Source organism: Streptomyces crystallinus, from assembly GCF_039521265.1.
Taxonomy (GTDB): domain Bacteria; phylum Actinomycetota; class Actinomycetes; order Streptomycetales; family Streptomycetaceae; genus Streptomyces; species Streptomyces crystallinus.
In genome coordinates, this window is sequence record NZ_BAAACA010000014.1 from 616,394 (window position 1) to 635,101 (window position 18,708).

General features: G+C 72.6%; 15 protein-coding genes and 1 pseudogene. 9 read left to right on the forward strand and 7 right to left on the reverse strand.

Features of this window, described 5'->3' with window-relative positions; translation table 11 throughout:
- Positions 1-518: 518 nt before the first annotated feature.
- Together ABD236_RS13385 and ABD236_RS13390 are read left to right on the forward strand one after the other, a co-directional pair.
- Complete coding sequence (locus tag ABD236_RS13385) at positions 519-1,754, forward strand: hypothetical protein (RefSeq protein WP_344073787.1); 1,236 nt, start codon at positions 519-521, stop codon at positions 1,752-1,754.
- Positions 1,747-3,846, forward strand: a complete 2,100-nt coding sequence (locus ABD236_RS13390; RefSeq protein ID WP_344073788.1) for a tetratricopeptide repeat protein — start codon at positions 1,747-1,749, stop codon at positions 3,844-3,846. The genes ABD236_RS13385 and ABD236_RS13390 overlap by 8 nt, the downstream gene beginning before the upstream one ends.
- Here ABD236_RS13390 and ABD236_RS13395 read toward each other — a convergent pair.
- On the reverse strand, positions 3,839-4,618 hold the full coding sequence (locus ABD236_RS13395) for a hypothetical protein (protein WP_344073789.1): 780 nt from the start codon (positions 4,616-4,618) through the stop codon (positions 3,839-3,841). The genes ABD236_RS13390 and ABD236_RS13395 overlap by 8 nt on opposite strands.
- A gap of 217 nt (positions 4,619-4,835) precedes the next feature.
- Here ABD236_RS13395 and ABD236_RS13400 point away from each other — a divergent pair, with 217 nt between their 5' ends.
- Positions 4,836-5,645 (forward strand): peptidoglycan-binding protein, encoded by an 810-nt coding sequence (locus tag ABD236_RS13400; protein WP_344073790.1) that lies wholly within the window; start codon positions 4,836-4,838, stop codon positions 5,643-5,645.
- A gap of 27 nt (positions 5,646-5,672) precedes the next feature.
- Here ABD236_RS13400 and ABD236_RS13405 read toward each other — a convergent pair whose 3' ends face one another.
- Together ABD236_RS13405 and ABD236_RS13410 are read right to left on the reverse strand one after the other, a co-directional pair.
- Entirely contained in the window at positions 5,673-6,884 is a 1,212-nt protein-coding gene (locus ABD236_RS13405; protein WP_344073791.1) for an FUSC family protein, read from the reverse strand.
- Between the two features lie 79 nt (positions 6,885-6,963).
- Positions 6,964-7,818 carry a helix-turn-helix transcriptional regulator gene (locus ABD236_RS13410; RefSeq protein WP_344073792.1) on the reverse strand — a complete coding sequence of 285 codons (855 nt, stop codon included), beginning with the start codon at positions 7,816-7,818 and terminating at the stop codon, positions 6,964-6,966.
- A 150-nt stretch (positions 7,819-7,968) separates the two neighbouring features.
- Between ABD236_RS13410 and ABD236_RS13415 the strand changes: the two genes are divergently transcribed.
- The 3 genes from ABD236_RS13415 (at position 7,969) to ABD236_RS13425 (ending at position 10,042) form a co-directional block, all read left to right on the forward strand.
- Positions 7,969-8,790, forward strand: coding sequence for an alpha/beta fold hydrolase (locus ABD236_RS13415; RefSeq protein ID WP_344073793.1), 822 nt, complete (start codon positions 7,969-7,971; stop codon positions 8,788-8,790).
- An 86-nt stretch (positions 8,791-8,876) separates the two neighbouring features.
- The gene (locus ABD236_RS13420; RefSeq protein ID WP_344073794.1) at positions 8,877-9,383 is read left to right on the forward strand and encodes a GNAT family N-acetyltransferase; all 507 of its coding nucleotides are present in this window, start codon (positions 8,877-8,879) and stop codon (positions 9,381-9,383) included.
- On the forward strand, positions 9,380-10,042 hold the full coding sequence (locus ABD236_RS13425; RefSeq protein WP_344073795.1) for a histone deacetylase: 663 nt from the start codon (positions 9,380-9,382) through the stop codon (positions 10,040-10,042). Before ABD236_RS13420 ends, ABD236_RS13425 begins: the two co-directional genes overlap by 4 nt.
- A gap of 54 nt (positions 10,043-10,096) precedes the next feature.
- Here the strand turns inward: ABD236_RS13425 and ABD236_RS13430 are convergent, their stop codons facing one another.
- Complete coding sequence (locus tag ABD236_RS13430) at positions 10,097-10,876, reverse strand: LysR family substrate-binding domain-containing protein (protein WP_344073796.1); 780 nt, start codon at positions 10,874-10,876, stop codon at positions 10,097-10,099.
- A 57-nt stretch (positions 10,877-10,933) separates the two neighbouring features.
- Here ABD236_RS13430 and ABD236_RS13435 point away from each other — a divergent pair, with 57 nt between their 5' ends.
- Positions 10,934-11,338 carry a DUF5997 family protein gene (locus ABD236_RS13435; RefSeq protein ID WP_344073797.1) on the forward strand — a complete coding sequence of 135 codons (405 nt, stop codon included), beginning with the start codon at positions 10,934-10,936 and terminating at the stop codon, positions 11,336-11,338.
- Between the two features lie 182 nt (positions 11,339-11,520).
- Here ABD236_RS13435 and ABD236_RS13440 read toward each other — a convergent pair whose 3' ends face one another.
- Entirely contained in the window at positions 11,521-12,369 is an 849-nt protein-coding gene (locus tag ABD236_RS13440) for an arylamine N-acetyltransferase family protein (protein ID WP_344073799.1), read from the reverse strand.
- A 266-nt stretch (positions 12,370-12,635) separates the two neighbouring features.
- On the opposite strand from ABD236_RS13440, the pseudogene ABD236_RS13445 reads away from it, so the two are divergent.
- Positions 12,636-13,142, forward strand: a pseudogene (locus tag ABD236_RS13445) (mycothiol transferase).
- Positions 13,143-13,194: 52 nt separating this feature from the next.
- On the opposite strand, the gene ABD236_RS13450 reads toward ABD236_RS13445, so the two are convergent.
- Positions 13,195-13,491, reverse strand: a complete 297-nt coding sequence (locus tag ABD236_RS13450) for a DUF4031 domain-containing protein (RefSeq protein WP_344073801.1) — start codon at positions 13,489-13,491, stop codon at positions 13,195-13,197.
- Between the two features lie 235 nt (positions 13,492-13,726).
- Here ABD236_RS13450 and ABD236_RS13455 point away from each other — a divergent pair, with 235 nt between their 5' ends.
- Positions 13,727-15,088, forward strand: a complete 1,362-nt coding sequence (locus tag ABD236_RS13455) for an FAD/NAD(P)-binding protein (RefSeq protein ID WP_344073803.1) — start codon at positions 13,727-13,729, stop codon at positions 15,086-15,088.
- Between the two features lie 81 nt (positions 15,089-15,169).
- On the opposite strand, the gene ABD236_RS13460 is transcribed toward ABD236_RS13455, so the two are convergent.
- The gene (locus tag ABD236_RS13460) at positions 15,170-18,646 is read right to left on the reverse strand and encodes a M28 family peptidase (RefSeq protein WP_344073805.1); all 3,477 of its coding nucleotides are present in this window, start codon (positions 18,644-18,646) and stop codon (positions 15,170-15,172) included.
- Between the last annotated feature and the right edge of the window lie 62 nt (positions 18,647-18,708).

An 18,708-nucleotide genomic window follows, 5' to 3' on the forward strand; every position in this document is an offset into this window, starting at 1 on the left:
ACAGATGGATTCCGGGCGGGGGTGCGCCGGCGCGGCGGTCTGGGTCGCCACCGCGGTCGCCCCAGGGTGGGGGAATCCTACCAGCTCAGCACAGTGATCGTGGAGCAACCAACCGCCGTTCCGGGATGGTGAGTTCCGCTCTTGCCACGACCTGCCACCTTCGAATGAGACAGATCATGAAAGCAACGGGGACTTTCAACCAGCCCCATTGACGAGTAGTCAGATCCACCGCGACTCTCTCGATAGGGGCGGGCCACCATCACAGCGCGATGACGCCGACGGGCCAACCCGTGCGGGCGCGGCGGCCTCCCACTCCCCATAGGAGCGAAGGACGGTTGGCATGAAGCAGCTCAAGCAGCCCACGGCCGGAATGAAGAAGTTCAGGATCCGCAAGACCGGTCCGGTCCGGTTGACGAGCGGTACGTCGGTCTACGACTGGTGGTGCTGAGCACCAGGGCACGGCGTGTGCGGCCCGCTGACACCGGGCCGCACACGCCCGTTTCCCCGAGGGGAGGGCTGTGGAAGGCGTCCGTGTCGCACTCCATCCGCTGACGTTCGTCGAGGAGGGCGAGGACGTCGTCATCGGCCGCTCGGACATCGACTCCTTCGCGGTGTTCCCCGCCGACGCCGCCGCCGTGGTCGGCTGGCTGCGCGACGGCGCCACGATCGCCGACGCGGCGCGCCGCTACACCGCCGCGTACGGCGAGGAAGCCGACATCCAGGACCTCGTCGACACCCTCGACGAGCTGCGGTTCATCCGCCGCGACGACGAGAGCGGGCCATCGCCGCAGGCCCCGCGGACCGTGCCGCTCCAGCGTCTGGGCAGCGCCGTCTTCTCCGCGCCCGCCTGGGCCCTGTACGCGGTCCTCACCTCGGCGGCCGTCGCCGTGGCCGTCGGCCACCCCCAGCTGCGCCCGGGCCCCGCCAAGGTGTTCTTCAGCCCGTCGCTGCTGCTAGTCGAACTCGCCTCGTTCCTGGGCCAGTTCCCGGGCATCGCGCTGCACGAGTCCTTCCATGTGCTGGCCGGGCGGCGGCTCGGGCTGCCCAGCCGGCTCAGCCTCGGCCGCCGGCTGTACTTCGTGGTGTTCCAGACCACCCTGGTGGGACTCATGGGGGTGCCCAGGCGCAAACGCGTCCTGCCGGTCCTGGCGGGGCTGCTCGCCGACGCCCTGGTCGCCTCGGTGCTCGTCCTGGCGGCGCAGGCCGATCTGCTGGCGCACGACGAGGTGACGGTGTGGGGCGGTCTCGCCCTCGCGCTCGCCTTCGGCGCGCTGATGCGCATGGCCTGGCAGTGCCTGTTCTTCCTGGAGACGGATCTGCACCATCTGTTCGCCCATACGTTGGCCCTGCCCGACCTCCAGGAGCTCGCCCGGGCGTATCTGCGTGAACGGACTGCCCGGCTCCGCCGCCACACCCCCGCCACCACCGTCACCGCCCGGGCCACGGACCGCGAACTGGCCGTGCTGCGCTGGTACGTTCCGCTGCTCGTGCTCGGCAGCGTGGCGCTCTGCGTCCTCGCGGCGACGGCCGCGCTGCCCGTCCTCGTCGGCTTCGCCACCCGCTTCCACTCGGCGCTGTCCTCGGGGTCGTTGGACCAGGGTTTCTGGGACGCGGCGGTGGCTGCCCTGATCATGTGCACCCAGTTCGGTGTGGCCGCGTGGATCGCGGTACGGGACCGGCTGCGCCGGGCCGCCGCGGCGCGGGGCGCCATCGGATCGCCACCATCGGCCCAGAAGGAGACCCCGCGTGCGTGAGGCGACGGCACACCTGTGGATCACCGGCCCGACCCGGGCCGCGCGGCAGGCGGCGGCCGCCGCGCTACCGTTCCCGGACCCGGTGGGCGTGGACTGCCACCGCGGGCTGCGCGGCCCCTACACCGGGGCGGGCGAACTCATGCGGCACCTCGTCCCGCGCGCCCACGCACGGGGTTCACTGCCCGAGGGCGGCACCCGCCTCGCGATCCTCGCCGCCGCGCCCGAACTCCGCGCCCTGCTCGGCGCGGCCGAGGCCACGCTCACCTCCGCCGCCCCGCCCGGGGAGCGCACCCGCTGGTACGGCCACGAGCGCACCCGGCGCATCGCCAACGGCCTGGTGGACCACCTCGCCGCCCACCCCTGCCCCCTCACGCTCGTCTTCCACGACGTCCACGAGGCCGACGCGACGGACGCGGAGTTCCTGGCCATCGCGCTGCGCCGGCTGGACCCGGACCGCGTACGGATCGTGGTCTGCTCCGACGACGACACTCCCGAGAGGCCCGCGTCACCCGGCGCCCCCCACACCCCCGGCTCCTCGCTCGCCCCCGCCACCGCCGCCGAGCTGCGCCGCCGCGCCGAGCGCCGTACGGCGCCGGAGGTCACCGCCCCGTACCCCTCGGAGTTCGTCGACACCGACGGGACCGGTGAACCCGACGAGGTCTACCGCCGGTTGGACCCCGCCGCCCGGGCCAAACTCCACGACAGCCGGGCCGACGAGCTGGAGGCCTCGCACGCCTGGTCGTGGCGGCTGGGTGCCATCCCGTACCACCGCGCGCACGGCAGCTCGCCCGAGGCGGCCCACGCGGCCCATGAGAGGGCCGTCGAGTACTGCCTGGGCATGGGCTACTACACCGCCGCCCTGGAGCTCAACGCGCGCATGGACGAGCTCCTGGGCCCGGACGCGCCCTGGGCCGCCCGCTACCGCCAACTGCGCCAGCGGGGACTGTGTTTGGCGCTCCTGGACCGGCCGGCCGAGGCGGAGGCGGCGTACTACGACGTGCTCTCGCGCACCACCGACCCCAAGGTGCACACCACCGTCAGCTATGCGCTCTCCGTCCTGTTCACCCGGCTCTACGACGCCCCCCGCAAGGATCACGTCCGGGCGCTGGCGCACATCAACACCGCCATCGCGTTCATCGACATGCTCCCCGACGCCGAGGACCGCGCCTTCCACACCGCCTTCATGCACAACGGGAAGGCGCTGGTCACCATGCACCTGGGCGATCTGGCCGAGGCCCTGCGCCTGGTCGACACCGCCCTCGCGGCGGTCGAGGACGGTCTGCCGCCCGGCCGCCACCAGCTGCACAAGTCGGTCCTGCACCACAACCGCGCCCAGCTGCTGGCCCGTCTCGGCCGGGGCGCCGAGGCGCTCGCGGAGTACGACGCGGTGGTCGCCCAGGATCCGCACCACCCCGAGTACCGCTTCGACCGGGCCGTCCTCCACCACCAGCAGGGGCGCTTCGCGCAGGCGCTGGCGGACTACGCGGAGGTGGAGCGGATCAGTCCGCCCTTCGCCGAGCTGCACTACAACCGGGGTGACCTGTACAGCGCCGCGGGCGGTGGCGACGCGGCGGCCGAGTTCGCGCGGGCCCTGGAGCTGGAGCCGGCCCGGGCCGACGCGCGGATCGCGCTGGCCGAGCTGTGGCTGGACGAGGACCGCGCCGCCGAGGCCGCCGCCCTGGCCCGCGAGGGGCTGGAGCTCGCCCCCGACGACCCGCTGCTGCACTGCGTCCACGGCACCGCCCTGCTCGCGCTCGGCACCGCCGACACCGCGCTGGACAGCCTCGGCCGGGCCCTCGCCCTGGCCCCCACCGCCGAGGCGTACGCCACCCGCGCCTCGGCCCACCTGGCCCTCGGCCACCACGAGGAGGCGCTGCGCGATCTGACGGCGGCGCTCGCCCTCTGCCCCGAGGACCCCGACCTGCTGCACAACCGGGGATATGTCCACGAGAGCGCCGGGCAGTGGGCGAAGGCGCTCGACGACTACACCCGCGCCCTGGAGCTGCCCGGCGCCGACCGCGAGGCCCTGGAGCAGCGCCGGGCCGAGTGCCGGGAGCGGATCGAGGCGCCGGGGAGCGGCGACCTCAGCTGACGCCCTGGGGATACGGGTAGGACAGGAAGTCGGCGTCCTGCCGCTCCAGGCTGCGCGGCAGCCAGTACGCCGCCTGGCGCAGGACCGTGCGGGGCGGCAGCGGCGGGTTGGGCAGGTGGGTGGACGGTTTGGCGATGCTCTGGAGCGCCCAGGCGAAGCCCACCAGCGGGCCGATCTCCTCCCACCGCCGCCGGTCGATGCCGAGCAGGGCCATCGCGCGGGCGTACACATGCCAGGCGTGGTAGCCGGCCTCCCCGTTCATGGTGTGCACGAGGAGGGCGTCGACCGGGCGGCGCGGGTCGTACAGCGTCCCCTGGCCGAACCCGGCGAAGGCGGTGACGAGCCGGGGGTCGTGCCGCCGGTAGAACCGGTCGACGACACCGAGCTGGACCTGCGAGACGAGCCGTAACTGCTCGGTGATCGGCGCCATCCAGTCACGAAAGGTGCCCGGGTAGCCGGGCTGTCCGTATCTGTCGGCCCAGGCCTCGATGATCGGTCGCTCAAGGCCGCCCGCGTACGTTCTGATGGCCGTGTAGGCGTCGTCCAGCTCCTGGGCGCGGCTGAAGAGCGTGACGTCGTCGAAGACGTACCAGAACTCGTTGGCGAGACGGTCGCCGAGCATCCCCGGGACCGGCGGCAGCTGCCCGCCGGGGCCCCCGGTGCCTGGCCCGGCGGCTCGGGCGACGCCGGTGCCGGCGGTCCCCACCCCCGCCACCAGGCCCGCGGCGAGCGCCGCCCTCAGCGTCTGCCGCCGCCCGATGTGGTGTGCCATGGTTCCCCCTCTTGGTGTGTACACCCCTGGCGTACCCACCCACGCTAGGCGCGCGCCGGGCCGCGCCGCCAGAGGTGTGCGGTCCGCTCAGCGGAACGCGGCTTGGTCCGGCGGCGACCCGGGTGCCACGCTCAAGTCCGTTCTGGAGAACGGCTGTTGGCGCGGCCGAAGCCCGCAGGCCTGGTGTCCGCGCGTATACGGGGGAGGAATGGGTCCGGTGAAGACAGATACGTCGTCGCCCGAGGGGCGGCTCGTCGAGGGGGGCGCCGGTGCGGTGCTGCTGGCCGCGGCGGGGCAGGTCGGTGTCCACGAGGGGCGCGAGAACGGCCACTGGAACAACGTCCAGCGCTACAGCAGGGAGGTCCCGGGGCTCGAATGGTCGCAGGGCCAGGCCTGGTGTGCGACGTTCGTGTCCTGGGTGGCGATGCGGGCGGGGGCGGCGGGCCTGTTCCCGCGCACCGCGTCCTGTGCCACGGCGGTCGCCTGGTTCCGGCAGCGCGGCCGTTTCTCCGAGTATCCGGCGGTGGGCGCCCAGGTGTTCTACGGCCCGGGCGGCTCGGAGCACACGGGCGTGGTCGAGCGGTACGACGACACCACCATCCACACCATCGAGGGCAACACCAACGTGAACGGCTCCGCCGAGGGCGACGGGGTGTACCGGCGGGTGCGGGAGCGCAGGTCGGCCCGGGTGTACGGGTACGGATACCCGGACTACCCCGGTGGCATCGACTCGGCCGACCCGTCCTGGCCGCCGCCCGCCCCCATCCCCCACCCCGAGGGCCTGGAGCCGTTCCCGGGCGCCCAGTGGTTCCACACCGCACCGCGCAGCCCGATCGTCACCGCGATGGGCCGCAGGCTGGTGGCCGAGCGGGTGGCGGTGTACGAGGAGGGCCCCGGCCCGCAGTGGAGCGACGCGGACCGCCGCTCCTACGCGGGCTTCCAGGTGAAGATCGGCTACCGGGGCGCCGACGCCGACGGCTGGCCGGGCCCGGTCTCCTGGGCCCAGCTGCGCGTACCGCGTACGTAGGGCGCACCCGCCGCCGCTGTCACGGCGTCAGTCCGCCGACTCGCGCAGGCGCAGCCCGCGCTGGAGGCGGGCGAGGAGCGGGTAGCGCTCGCGGCGCTCGCGGGAGTGCCGGTCGAGCTCCTCCACCAGGCGCTGCGACCGCTTCTCCACGTCGAGTTCGTCCAGGATCCGGTCGACCTCCGCGAGCAGCGCGCCGTGCAGCTGCCACTGCCTCGCGTCGCGCCGGACCTGGGCGAGCAGCAGCTTGGCGACCCGGTCGCGGCTCGCGCGGGCGGCCGCGAGCTCGGCGGCGAAGCGGTTCTCGGCCTCCTCGGCGTTGGCCCTGACCTGGGTGGTGATCAGTACGGCGAAGCTCTCCACGGCCTGGGCGAGGTGGGCGAAGACGTCCCCCAGGGCGGCCCCCGTCTCGGGCTCGAAGAGGTCGTCCTCGGTGCGCTCCTTGGCGAGGTCGGTCACCGAGCGGCACACCACCCGCAGCACCACCGCCGAGATCTCCAGGGCGTCGAGCCCGGTGCGCAGCACCACCCGCGACAGCAGCCCCTCCTTGACCCGGGGGTTGAACCGCAGGCTGTCCTCGGCCTGCCGCAGCGAGGCGTCCACCTGCACGATGTCGTGGTCGAGCCGGCGGGCCTCGTGGAGGCGGGCCGCCGCCCGCGCGACCGGGGTGTGGCCGCCGACCTCCTGCGCCAGGTCGGTCAGAAGCCGCTTCATCCGCGCGGCGAGCTCCACGATGGACTCGCCCGCCGACTCCACCCACACCGGCGGCACGAACAGCACGTTGAACAGCATGCCGACGCCCGCGCCGATCAGCGTCTCCAGGACGCGGTCCCAGGCGGTCGCCGACACCCGGGTCACCCCGAGCACCAGCATCGCGCTGATCGCGACCTCCGGCACGAACTCCCCGGCCTTGACGAACCGCCCGACCACCAGCGCGGCCAGGATGATCAGCCCCAGGCTCCACCAGGTCAGCCCCACCAGCGCGCTGAACCCGATGGCCAGCAGCACGCCCGCCACCACGGAGTTCACCCGTCGTACCGCGGTGATGAGCGTGGTGTAGAGGGTGACCTGGACGACGAGCAGGGCCGTCAGCGGGGCGGTGAGCGGCGCGGGTTCGCTGCTCAGATGGAGCGCGACCACGTACGAGATGACGGCCGCGGCCGTGGAGCGCAGGGTCTGCGCCACCGCGGGTTCCCGGCGGCGGCGTGCGAGATGGACGAGGGGATCAGTGAACTCGGGCACCTCCCGCACCTTCCCTCTCAGTGGCTTCCCATCCACTGATGTCCGGTGTCCGGTCGCTTCCACGGCACGGCGCCGCGAATCACCCGACCAGCCGTTCCTCTCCGGCGCCCGCGAGCAGGGCCAGGCGGTCGGCCGTGTCCGTGCCGGGCGGCGGAGTGAGCAGGACGAGCCGCTGGTTGCCCTCGGGGGCGAGGAGCACCTGGCAGTCGAGGTCCACGGGGCCGATCGCCGGGTGCAGCACGCGCATCCGGCTGTGGCGGCGGACGGCGACCTCGTGCAGTTCCCACAGTGTGGTGAACTCCTCGCTGGCGCCGCGCAGCCGCTCCACCAGCCGGGCCGCCGCCGGGTCCCCCGCCCGCCGCCCCACCGCGGCCCGCAGGTCGGCCACGTGGACCCGGCTGTAGTGCGCGTGCTCCTCGGCCGGGTACGCGGCCCGGGCCGCCGGGTCGGCGAACCAGCGCCACACCACGTTGCGCCCGTGCTCGGAGACCGTGCACACCCCGCCGAGCAGCGAGCGGGCCAGGTCGTTCTGAGCCAGCACGTCACCCAGGTCGCTCAGCACCTGGGCCGCGGTGCCGGGCAGCCGCTCCAGCAGGTGCAGCAGTCCGGCGCCCACCTGGTCGTCCCTGCCGGCGGCGGCGGGCGGGCGCTGGCCGGCGAGCAGATGGAGGTGGTCGCGCCCGTCGTCGCTCAGCCGCAGGGCGCGGGCGAGCGCGGCGAGGATCTGCGGCGAGGGCTGCGGGCCACGGGCCTGTTCCAGCCGGGTGTAGTAGTCGGTCGACATGCCCGCGAGCTGGGCCACCTCCTCGCGCCGCAGCCCCGGGGTGCGGCGCCGGGAGCCGGTGGCGAGCCCCGTCTCCGGCGGGCTCACGCGCTCACGCGAACGGCGGAGGAAGTCGGCGAGCTCACGGCGGTCGATCGTCATGTGGATCATCCTGCCCGATGCTCCGGCGCCCCAGCCAGGGACTCCCGGTCCCCGGGTCCCGGCGGGCTCTGCCACCCCTCGCCTCGGGGCGGCAGGGTGGGTCCGGCCGGAGCGAACGACCCCGGCAGCCACGCAGAGCCTGTCCTCCAAGGAGCAACCGTGTCCCTCACCGCCGCCCCCGCCGCCCCCGTCTCCGCCACCGTCACCGTCGCCGGCGCCGAGGTCCACTACGAGCGCGCCGGCTCGGGCCCCGCGCTCGTCCTGGTCCACGGCACCGGCTCGGGCGGCGCCGCCCTCAGCTGGGGCCGCACCGCGCCCCGTTTCACCGCCGGGCACACCGTCATCACACCCGACCTGTCGGGCACCGACGCCACCGTGGACGACGGTGCGCCGCTGACCGTGGAGGGGCTGGCCGCGCAGGTCATCGCCGTCATCGAGGACGCCGCCGAGGGGCCGGTCGACCTGCTCGGCTTCTCGCTGGGCGCCCCGGTCACCGCCGCGGTCGCCGCCCTGCGCCCCGACCTGGTGCGCCGGCTCGTCCTGGTGGCGGGCTGGGCCCACACCGAGGGCGACGAGTACCTGCGCAACCTGTTCACCCTGTGGGCGCGGCTCGGCGTGTGCGACCCGGCCGCCTTCGGGCGCGCTGTCGCCATGACGGGTTTCAGCCGGGGCTTCCTCAACGCCATCGGGCGCGAGCAGGTCGAGCTCCTCATCCCCAACATGCCGCCCACCCCGGGCACCCTGCGCCACGTCGACCTCAACACCCGCGTCGACATCCGCCATCTGCTGCCCCGCGTCGAGGCCCCGACCCTGGTCATCGGCTGCACCCAGGACATCACCGTCCCCGTGGAGAACAGCCGCGACCTGCACGCGGCGATCAGCGACAGCACGTACGCCGAAATCGACGCGGGGCACGTGGCGTTCTTCGAGAAGGAGGACGCATTCGTGCGGCTGGTGCACGAGTTCACCCTGGCCCCGTGACGGCGTCGGCGGCCGCCCGCGCCGCAAGGGGCAGCCGACGCGGAAATCCGCCGACCCGGGCCGACCCGATGCGTAGCATGCGGGCCATGCCCCGACTCCGGCTCCTGCGCCCCGACCACGCTCCGGCCCTCCTCGCGTTCGAGCGAGAGAACCGCGCCTACTTCGCCGCCTCGGTCCCCGACCGGGGCGACGACTACTTCGCCCACTTCGCCGACCGCCACGAGGCGTTGCTGGCCGAGCAGAGCGCGGGGCTGTGCTTCTTCCATCTGCTGATGGACGGCGACGAGGTGCTGGGGCGGTTCAACCTGGTGGATGTGGCGGACGGTTCGGCCGACCTCGGCTACCGCGTCGCCGAGCGCGCTGCCGGGCGCGGCCTGGCCACCGCGGCCGTGCGCGAGGCCTGTGCGCTGGCCGCCGGGGAGTACGGCCTGACCGGGCTGCGCGCCGCGACCACCCTGGACAACACCGCCTCGCGAGCCGTCCTGACCCGCACCGGGTTCACGCGCTGCGGCGAGATCGAGCTGAGCGGCCGCCCGGGACTCCGCTTCGAACGGCGCCTCGACGCCGAGGGGGAGGGACGGCGGCTCCCATGACCGCGACGCGGCCCGTCGAGTCCGGCCCGCCGGGCGACCCGGCTCCCGGCCGGGTCTGGTACACCTCGTACGGCTCGAACATGTTCCTGCACCGGCTCGCCTGCTACCTCGCCGGCGGGACCCCGGTCGGCGGGACCCGCGCCTACCCGGGCTGCCGCGACCGCAGCCTGCCGACCGCGTCGATCCCCGTGGAGCTCCCGGGCGTCATGTACTTCGCGACCCGCTCGCCGGTCTGGGGCGGCGGCCGGGCCTTCTACGACCCAGACGCCGAGGGCCGCGTCCTGGCGCGGGCCCATCTGGTGTCGGCCTCCCAGTTCGCCGACATCGCCGCGCAGGAGATGTACCGGGAGCCGGGCGCCGACCTCGATCTGACCGAGGTGCTGGCCCGGGGGCGCACGGAGCTCGGCGTCGGCCGCTACGAGACCCTGATCCGCGCGGGCTGGGTGGACGGCCTTCCGCTGCTCACCTTCACCGCCCCGTGGAAGGTGCACGAGATCCCGCCGACGACGCCGTCCGCCGCATACGTACGCCATCTGGCCTCGGGGCTCCTCGAGGTGGGCGCGTGGGACGCCGACGCGGTGGCCGCGTATGTGGCGTCCCGCCCCGGGGCGGGTCCGCACTGGTCGCAGGAGGCGGTACGGGAGCTGCTCACCCGGTGACGGGTGGTCAGGGGCGGAGGGAACGGATGCTCAGGTGCTGGAGACTGTCCGGCTCTAGGAGCGGCGGCGGGGCTTGCCGCGCTTGGCGGCGCCGCTCTTGGCGCCGCCGGAGCCGGCGCGCGCGTTCTTGGCGGCCGGCTTGCCCGCGGCGGGCTTGCGCCGGGCGGCGGAGGCGTCGGGGCGCTTGGCCTTCGGCTCGGCCTTGGTCTTCGCGGGGGTCTGTGCGCGGCCGCGTGAGCTGTTGACCGTCCGGCCGCGGACGATCCCGATGAAGTCCTCCACCATGTCGGTGGTCCGCTCCTCGGGCCACGACAGGGCGATCCGCGACTCCGGGGTGCCGGTGACCGGCCGGTAGGTGAGGTCCTTGCGGTGGTGCAGCCGGGCCAGCGACTGCGGGACGACGAGCAGGCCGATGCCCGCCGCCACCAGCTCGACGGCGTCCGCGGTGGTGGCGGGGCGCTCGAAGGCGGGCTGTCCGGGCGGGCGCTCCCAGTCGAGGGTGTCGTCCAGGGGGTGCAGCACGGTCTCGTCCGCCAGGTCCTCGGCGGACACCTCCTCGACCGCCGCGATCACATGGTCCTTGGGGACCACGACCACGGTCGTCTCCGTGTACAGCGGGATGGCGCTGAGGTCGGCCCGGTCCACCGGCAGCCGGACGAATCCCGCGTCGGCGCCGGCGCCGCGCAGCACGTCGAACGCCTCGGCGGCCGAGACCGCGACCAGCGTCAGCGGGATGTCGGGCAGCCGCTCGTTCCAGATCCGCACCCACTTGGTGGGCGTCACGCCCGGGACGTAGGCGAGCCGGAACGAGGGGGTTGCTTGCGAGCCTGTCACCGGGCCAGGTTACCGGTGATGGTCGGAGGTGGCGCACACGCTCGATACCCTTGACACATGACGTCGCACCAGACCGCCCAGACCATGAAGCCCGCGACCGCGGCGAAGAAGCTGGGTGTGTACCTCGAGGCCACCCCCGCAGAGTTCCAGGAGGGTGTCGTCTCGCGCACCGAGCTGAACGCGCTCCAGGCCGACCCGCCCCAGTGGCTCCAGGAGCTGCGCCGCACCGGCCCGCACCCCCGGCCGGTGGTCGCGGCCAAGCTCGGTGTCTCCATCGCGGGCCTGGCCCGCGGCGGTGTCACCGAGGCGCTCACCACCGAGCAGATCGACGCCCTGAAGCAGGAGAACCCCGAGTGGCTGCAGAAGGAGCGCGCCACCCAGGCCGAGGTGCGCAAGGAGGCGGTGCGCATCAAGGAGAAGAACGCGCAGCGCGCCGAGGCGCCCAAGGACAAGCGTTCCTGAGCCCCCTCACGGGCCTCGCCGTCCCCGCCCCGGCCCCCGGGCCGGGGACGCTGCCGGTAATCTTCGCCGCCGCGAAGGTCACCGGCTTCGCCATGTCCGGCGGGCGGCTCAGAGCCTGTCTTCGCCCCCCCTGCGCGGCGACGCCCGGCACGCACCCTCACCGGACCGTCGAGGACCGGCGCTCAGGCCGAGGCGAGGCCCTGCTCCAGATGTGCGAGTTCCGCCGCCTCCACCGTGATCCCGAACTCGTCCGCGAGAACGCGCCCCAGCTCGGCCGGCTCGATCTTGCGCTCGGTGGCGGAGCCGTCCGGGCGAAACGTCCTCCAGGTGGTCGCGTCCAGCTGGTGGTGGTGCGTGGCGGTGAACTTCTGGACGAACAGCCGGGCCGTGAAGGGCGAGCGGCTGTGGGTGCTCACGAAGTGGCTGCCCACCGCGTAGTCGATGGGGTACTGCGGGGTGAGCGTGAAGGTGTGCCGGTGGGCCCAGCCGTCCTGGCCGTACTGGTGGAGCCACCACTGGTCGACGCCGAGCGTGGTCTCCCCCCGCACCATCCGGAACCGCCAGCCGTCGAGGTCCACCTCGACCCCGTCGGCGATCTCGATGGGCTCCAGCGGCCCGGCGCCGAAGCCCACGTCGCACAGCCACAGCCGGTCGTCGTCGGCCGGCCGCACCGCGATCAGCGCATGGGTGGCGGGAAGGATCTTGTCGCTGCCGAGGGTGACGCGCCCGATGAGCGGGGTGAACTCGAAGCCGAGGCGCTCCAGCGCGGCGGCGAACAGCACCACGTGCTCGTAGCAGTAGCCACCCCGGCCGCCCCGCACCAGGCGCTCCTGCACCGTCTCCAGGTCCAGCGCGACCGGCTTGCCCAGCAGCGCGTTGACGTTCTCGAACGGGATCGAGGTGACATGCGCCCGCTGGAGCCCGCGCAGCGCCGCCAGCGTCGGCGCGCGCTCCCCCTCGTACCCGGTACGGGCCAGATAGGCGTCCAGGTCCAACAGGTCCCCCGACCAGCCGCGCGCTTGCTCTGCCATGGCACACCCTCCTCCGTACCCCCGCGCCGGTGTGTCCGTACGCCGTGGGGCCAACGTCGTTCGCTTCACGACGGTCAACCGTTACGTCCCCGACCCTATGCCCGGCCCCGGCGGCGAAACCTCTGCTCAAAGGCGGTGCCGGGGTCACCATTTGGTCCTAGGACCTCAGGCGTGGGACGTCCGGCGCGGCCCTTGGGGCACACCGGGGCGGGCGTTTCCCCGTGCACGGGGGCCGGGACGGGCCTAGCTTGGCAACCGTGACCACAGTGACCAGTTCCGATCTCCTCGTCGACGCCTTCGGCCGGATCCGCGAGACCGTCGCGGCCGCTGTCGAAGACCTGAGCAGCGAGGAGTTGGCGTTCCGCGTCGACGACTCGGCCAACTCCATCGCCTGGCTGGTCTGGCACCTGACCAGGATCCAGGACGACCACATCGCGGACGCCGCCGGACTCGAACAGGTGTGGACCGGGCAGGGGTGGGCCGAGCGGTTCGGGCTGCCGCTGCCGGCGGCGGACACCGGCTAGGGGCACACCTCGGCCCAGGTGGCCTCGGTCAGCGCCTCCGCCGAGCAGTTGGCCGGGTACCACGAGGCCGTCCACGCGCAGACGGCCGGCTATCTGGCGGGGCTCGACGGCAAGGCGCTCGCCCGGGTCGTCGACACCTCGTGGGACCCGCCGGTCACGCTGGCGGTCCGGCTGGTCAGCGTCGTCTCGGACAGCCTCCAGCACGCGGGACAGGCCGCGTACGTCCGGGGCGTGCTCTCCCGCCGGTGACCGGGCCGGGCCGCTGACCGCCCCGCCGACCTGCGGCTTCGACCAGAGCGGGTCAGACCCGTATGTCGTCGCTGCGGCTGATCATCAGGTTGCCCATGAACCGCCGGTCGACCTCGCGGGCGCCCAGCCGGACGGCCTGGGCGCGGGTCGGTGGGGTGATGTCGTAGTGCCACCGGTGGTCCTGCGGGCCCTTGCGCTGGTACCAGGCGCGGCGCATCCCGAGGGCGGCGGCGAAGGCGTGCAGCTCGTCCTCGGTGTCGGCGGTCATATGGCACCAGTGCGCGGACGGCAGACCTCGTCGTCGCGCGAGAGCGCCGTAGTCCTTCACGTCGTCCACGTAGACGGTCAAGGGGCAACCTCCCACTCCTGCTGAGGCTTTGTATTCTCCCTTGCCCCGGACCGGCTCCCGGACACCTCGCCGCGACGACCGTTTCGCGCCGTTCGTCACCCGCCCATCACCTCAGCTTTGAGATGTCATAAGGTTGGCTTATGAGGTCATAAAGAGGGGGCGGGTAGTCACTTAGGTTTGCCTAAGCTTAGGGTGGCCGACGAGCCATTTCGTTGTCGGTCGAAGGGAAACAGTCATGCCCCGCCCCCTGCGGACAGCCATCGTGGGCGCAGGTCCCGCCGGGATCTACGCCGCGGACGCGCTGCTGAAGTCCGCGGCCGCCACCGACCCCGGTGTCTCCATCGACCTCTTCGAGAAGATGCCCGCGCCCTTCGGACTGATCCGCTACGGCGTCGCCCCCGACCACCCCCGCATCAAGGGCATCGTCACCGCCCTGCACCAGGTGCTCGACAAGCCGCAGATCCGGCTCTTCGGCAATGTCGACTACCCCGGCGACATCAGCCTCGACGAGCTGCACGAGTTCTACGACGCGGTGATCTTCTCCACGGGCGCCGACGCCGACCGCGCGCTCGACATCCCCGGCATCGAGCTCGACGGCTCGTACGGCGCCGCCGACTTCGTCTCCTGGTACGACGGCCACCCCGATGTGCCGCGCACCTGGCCGCTGCACGCCGGGAAGGTCGCCGTCCTCGGCGTCGGCAACGTCGCCCTGGACGTGGCCCGTATCCTCGCCAAGACCGCCGACGAGCTGCTGCCCACGGAGATCCCCGCCAACGTCTACGACGGTCTGAAGGCCAACCGGGCGCGCGAGATCCACGTCTTCGGCCGCCGTGGCCCCGCCCAGGCGAAGTTCAGCCCGATGGAGCTGCGCGAGCTGGACCACTCCCCCACCATCGAGGTCATCGTCGACCCCGAGGACATCGACTACGACGAGGGCTCCATCGCCACCCGCCGCTCCAACAAGCAGGCGGACATGGTCGCCAAGACCCTGGAGAACTGGGCGATCCGCGACGTGGGCGAGCGCCCGCACAAGCTCTTCCTGCACTTCTTCGAGTCCCCCACCGAGATCCTCGGCGAGGACGGCACGGTCACCGGCCTGCGCACCGAGCGCACCCGCCTCGACGGCTCCGGCAACGTGGTGGGCACCGGCGAGTTCCACGACTGGGACGTCCAGGGCGTGTACCGGGCGGTGGGCTACCTCTCGGACGAGCTGCCGAAGCTGCCCTGGGACGTCGAGTCGGGCACCGTCCCCAACGAGGGCGGCCGGGTCGTCGAGGCCGGGCAGCACCTCCCCTCCACCTATGTCACCGGCTGGATCCGGCGCGGCCCGGTCGGTCTGATCGGCCACACCAAGGGCGACGCCAACGAGACCGTCGCCAACCTCCTGGACGACCACGCCCAGGGCCGGCTGCGCACCCCGTCCGCGCCGGAGCCGGAGGCGGTCGACGCCTTCCTCGCCGAGCGCGGGGTGCGCTGGACGACGTGGGAGGGCTGGCACCGCCTGGACGCGGCCGAGAAGGCGCTGGGCGAGCCGCAGGGCCGCGAGCGCGTGAAGATCGTCGAGCGTGAGGACATGCTCCGGGCCAGCGGCGCGTAGTCACCGCCCACCTCGGAAAGAGGGTCGGCCCCCGCCTGGAGAGGCGGGGGCCGACGCATGCGCGCACGCGCTCGGACGGTGTCAGCTCACCTGGACGGTGACGTCGTCCACGACGTAGGAGGTCTGGAGCGACTGGTCCTCCACGCCGTTGAACTTCAGGGTGACGGTCTGCCCGGCGAACGCCGAGAGGTCGTACGTCTTCTGGACGTAGCCGGAGTTGGCGTCGAGGTTGGAGAAGGTGGCCAGGGTCTGACCGCCGACCGAGACGGTGAAGACGTCGTACGCCACGTTCTCGTTCTCGTCCGTGTCGATGTGCTGGAAGAACGAGAGCTGGTAGCGGGAGCAGCCGGCCGGAATGCTCAGCGACTGGGAGGCGCTGTCCGTACGGGAGCTGCCCCAGCCGTTCAGCCATGCCATGTAGGAGCCGCCGTGCGGCGTCTCGCCGGCCTGGTTGGTGATGACGCCCGAGGTGGCCGTCCACGGGCTGGAGCCGTTCTCGAACCCGCCGTTGACGACGAGCTGGCGCGGGGTGCAGGTGCCGCCGCCGACGGTCAGCGTGAAGGTGGTGCTGTGGCTGACCGTGCCGACACCCGTCACCGTCAGGGTGTACGTGCCCGGCGTGGTGCCCGAGCCGACCTGCACGGTCAGCGTCGAGGAGTTGCCGGACTGCACGGACGTCGGGCTGAGGGTCGCCGTCACACCGCTGGGCGCACCCGACACCGACAGGGCGATGGTCTGCGGGCTGCCGCTGACCGTGGTGGTGTTCACCGTGGAGGTGACACTGCCGCCCGGGTCGGCGCTGCCGGAGGGCGGGTTGGTGGCGAGGGAGAAGTCCTGCGCCGGGGTCGTCCCGCCGACCGCCTGCTTCCAGATCGCGTACGCCACACCGTCGGCGCTGCGGTCCAGGACCGTGGCGCTGATGTTGCTCGGGGTGTCGCAGGAGCTGTGGTAGCAGGAGTCGTAGGCGGCGTTGGCCGTGCCGCCCCACTTGGTCGCCTGCGCCGAGGTCTTGCGGGCGCTGGCGCCGGCCGCGTAGCCGGAGGTGGCGATGCCGGCCGCCTGGAAGGACGCGTCGTCACTGCGGCCCTGGCCCTCGACGTTCTCCTCGGGTGCCAGGTTGAGCGAGTCCCAGTAGGCCTTCAGCGGCGCCGCCTGGGTGGAGTTGACGTTGTTGATGAAGTAGCCGCCGTTGGGCGAGCCGACCATGTCGAAGTTGTAGTACGCCTTGATCGCCGCGCGGTCGGCGCTGCTGAGGCGGTTGACGTAGAACTCGGAGCCGTTGAGGCCCTGCTCCTCGTCGGTCCACCAGGCGAACCGCACGTGCTTGGTCATGGTGGGGTTCTTCTGCGCCAGGACCAGCGCGTTCTCCAACAGCGTCGCGGAGCCCGAGCCGTTGTCGTTGATGCCGGGGCCGGCCGACACGCTGTCGAGGTGCGCGCCGAGCATCAGGACCTGGTCGGCGGGGCCGCCGGGCCAGTCGGCGATCAGGTTGTTCGACGGGTAGGTGCACGTGGTGCAGTTCTGCTCGGCCACGGTGTATCCGGCGGCCTGGAGTTTGCCCTTGATGTAGGCCACCGACTGGGTGTGGCCGCCGCTGCCCGCACGGCGGTTGCCGCCGTTCTGGGTGGCGATGGTGCCCAGCTGCGCCAGGTGCGCCTGGACGTTGGCCACGTCGATGTTGGGCGGGTCGGTGCCGGGCGGGGTGCCGCCGACGTTGAGCGCGTAGTCGACGGTGTGGGAGAGCGTGGTGCCCTGGCCCTTGACCGTGATCGTGGACGGGCCGGGCGCCGCGTTGGTGGACGCGGAGAGGGTGAGCACCGAGGACTGGCCGGACTGCACGGTGGCCGGGTTGAAGGAGGCGGTCACACCGGACGGCAGGCCGGAGGCGGTCAGCGCCACCGACTGGGCCGAGCCCGTGGTGACGCTGGTCGCCACGGTGGTGGTGACCGAGCCGCCCTGCTGGACCGTGCCGGACGCCGGGTTCAGGGAGAGCGAGAAGTCGCTCTGGCCGCTGGGCTGGCAGGTCGGGTCGGCGGTCTGCGCGGGCACACTGATGGCGTCCCACGCGGCCTTGGTGCGGTTGAAGAGGTCGCAGGTGGCGTCCAGCGACTTGGCCGAACTCAGCGTGGCCGTACGGTACTTCTTGTAGGACATGCTGCTGGTCTTCAGGAGCATGCCACCGTAGAAGATCTTGCCCGCGTTCTGCACACCGACGCCTACGACGGTGCTCTGGTTGCAGGTGGGGCTGTTGGGCTTGCCGCCGCCGGGGCTGCTGCCCTCGGCCAGCAGATAGAACCAGTGGTTGAGCGGTCCCGCGGCCGCGTGCACCTCGGTGCCGGGTATCGCGGAGCTGTAGCAGTTGGGGTCGTTGTTGACGGCCGAGGGGTTGTACATGTTCCGGATCGGGCCCCGGCCCTGGAGATTGATCATCTCGCCGACGGTGTAGTCCGGAGTGTCGTACGGGGCGGGCTCGTTGACGTACGCCTCGGTCAGCGCGCCGAAGATGTCACCGGTGCCCTCGCCGAGGCCGGACTCCTGGCCACTGGTGCCGCCGGGGGTGTTGCTGTCGATGGCATGCCCGTACTCGTGGCCCACCACGTCGATCCCGGCGATCCACTCGTTGGCGCTGTTGTGGCCGATGGTGACCGAGCTGCCGTCCCAGTAGGCGTTCAGGTCGTTCAGGCCGACCTTGCCGGGGAAGCTGCGGCCGTTGCCGCTGACGCCGTTGCGCCCGAGCCACTGGGCCAGCATGTCCCACTGCTTCTGCGCGGCGAACATGAGGTCCGCGCAGCCGGTCTCCTTGCTGGTGGGGCTGCCGGTGCCCCAGGAGTCCGAGGACTTGGTGAAGACCGAACCCGAGCTGTAGTCGGCGCAGCTCAGACCCGCCCGGTTGGGGTCGCGCAGCGAGTAGCTGCCGCCCGAGTTGGTGGTGTCGATGGTGAGCGGGCTGGGGCCGTTCCACTTGCTGTTGGCGGTGCCCGCCTCGACGTCGTCGTGGGTGGCGAGGACCTTTCCGGTCCGGGCGTCCACGAACACATGGAGCCTGCTGGGCGCGGTCCTGGTGCGGCCGGAGAGCACGGTCTCCCAGGCGAGCGCCGCCCTGCCGTCCGCGAGGCGGACGACGAGCCGGCTGTCGACCACCTTGTCGACCTTGGCCAGTTTGCCTCGGGAGGTGGATTCGGCCGACTTCGCGGTGACCGTCGGGGTGGTCGCCACATCGATCCGTACGGAGGAGGCGGACTGCACGGCGCGGATGTCACCGTCGCCGTCCGCGAGCACCACCGCGTCGCCGCCGACCACCGGCAGCCCTCGGTAACTGCGCTCGTAGGCGACGGAGAAGAGGTTCTTCACCCAGGGGGTGACCATGCGCCGCTCGTACTGCTCCTGCGGGGAGTTGACCAAGGTGTCGAGGCCGCTGCGGACCGCCGTGTCGGCGGCGGCGACGGCGCGCGAGAGGGGGGTGGGCCGCTGGTTCGGCCCTGTCTGCGTCTGGGGTGCGGCCGATGCCGTACCGGCCAGGGCGCCGGTCAGGCTCGTGGTCAGCGCCAGTGCTGCCACGGCGGCCGTCAATCTGAAGGGGCGCAACGTCCACTCCGATCGTGGGGGGCCTGTTCTCCGCG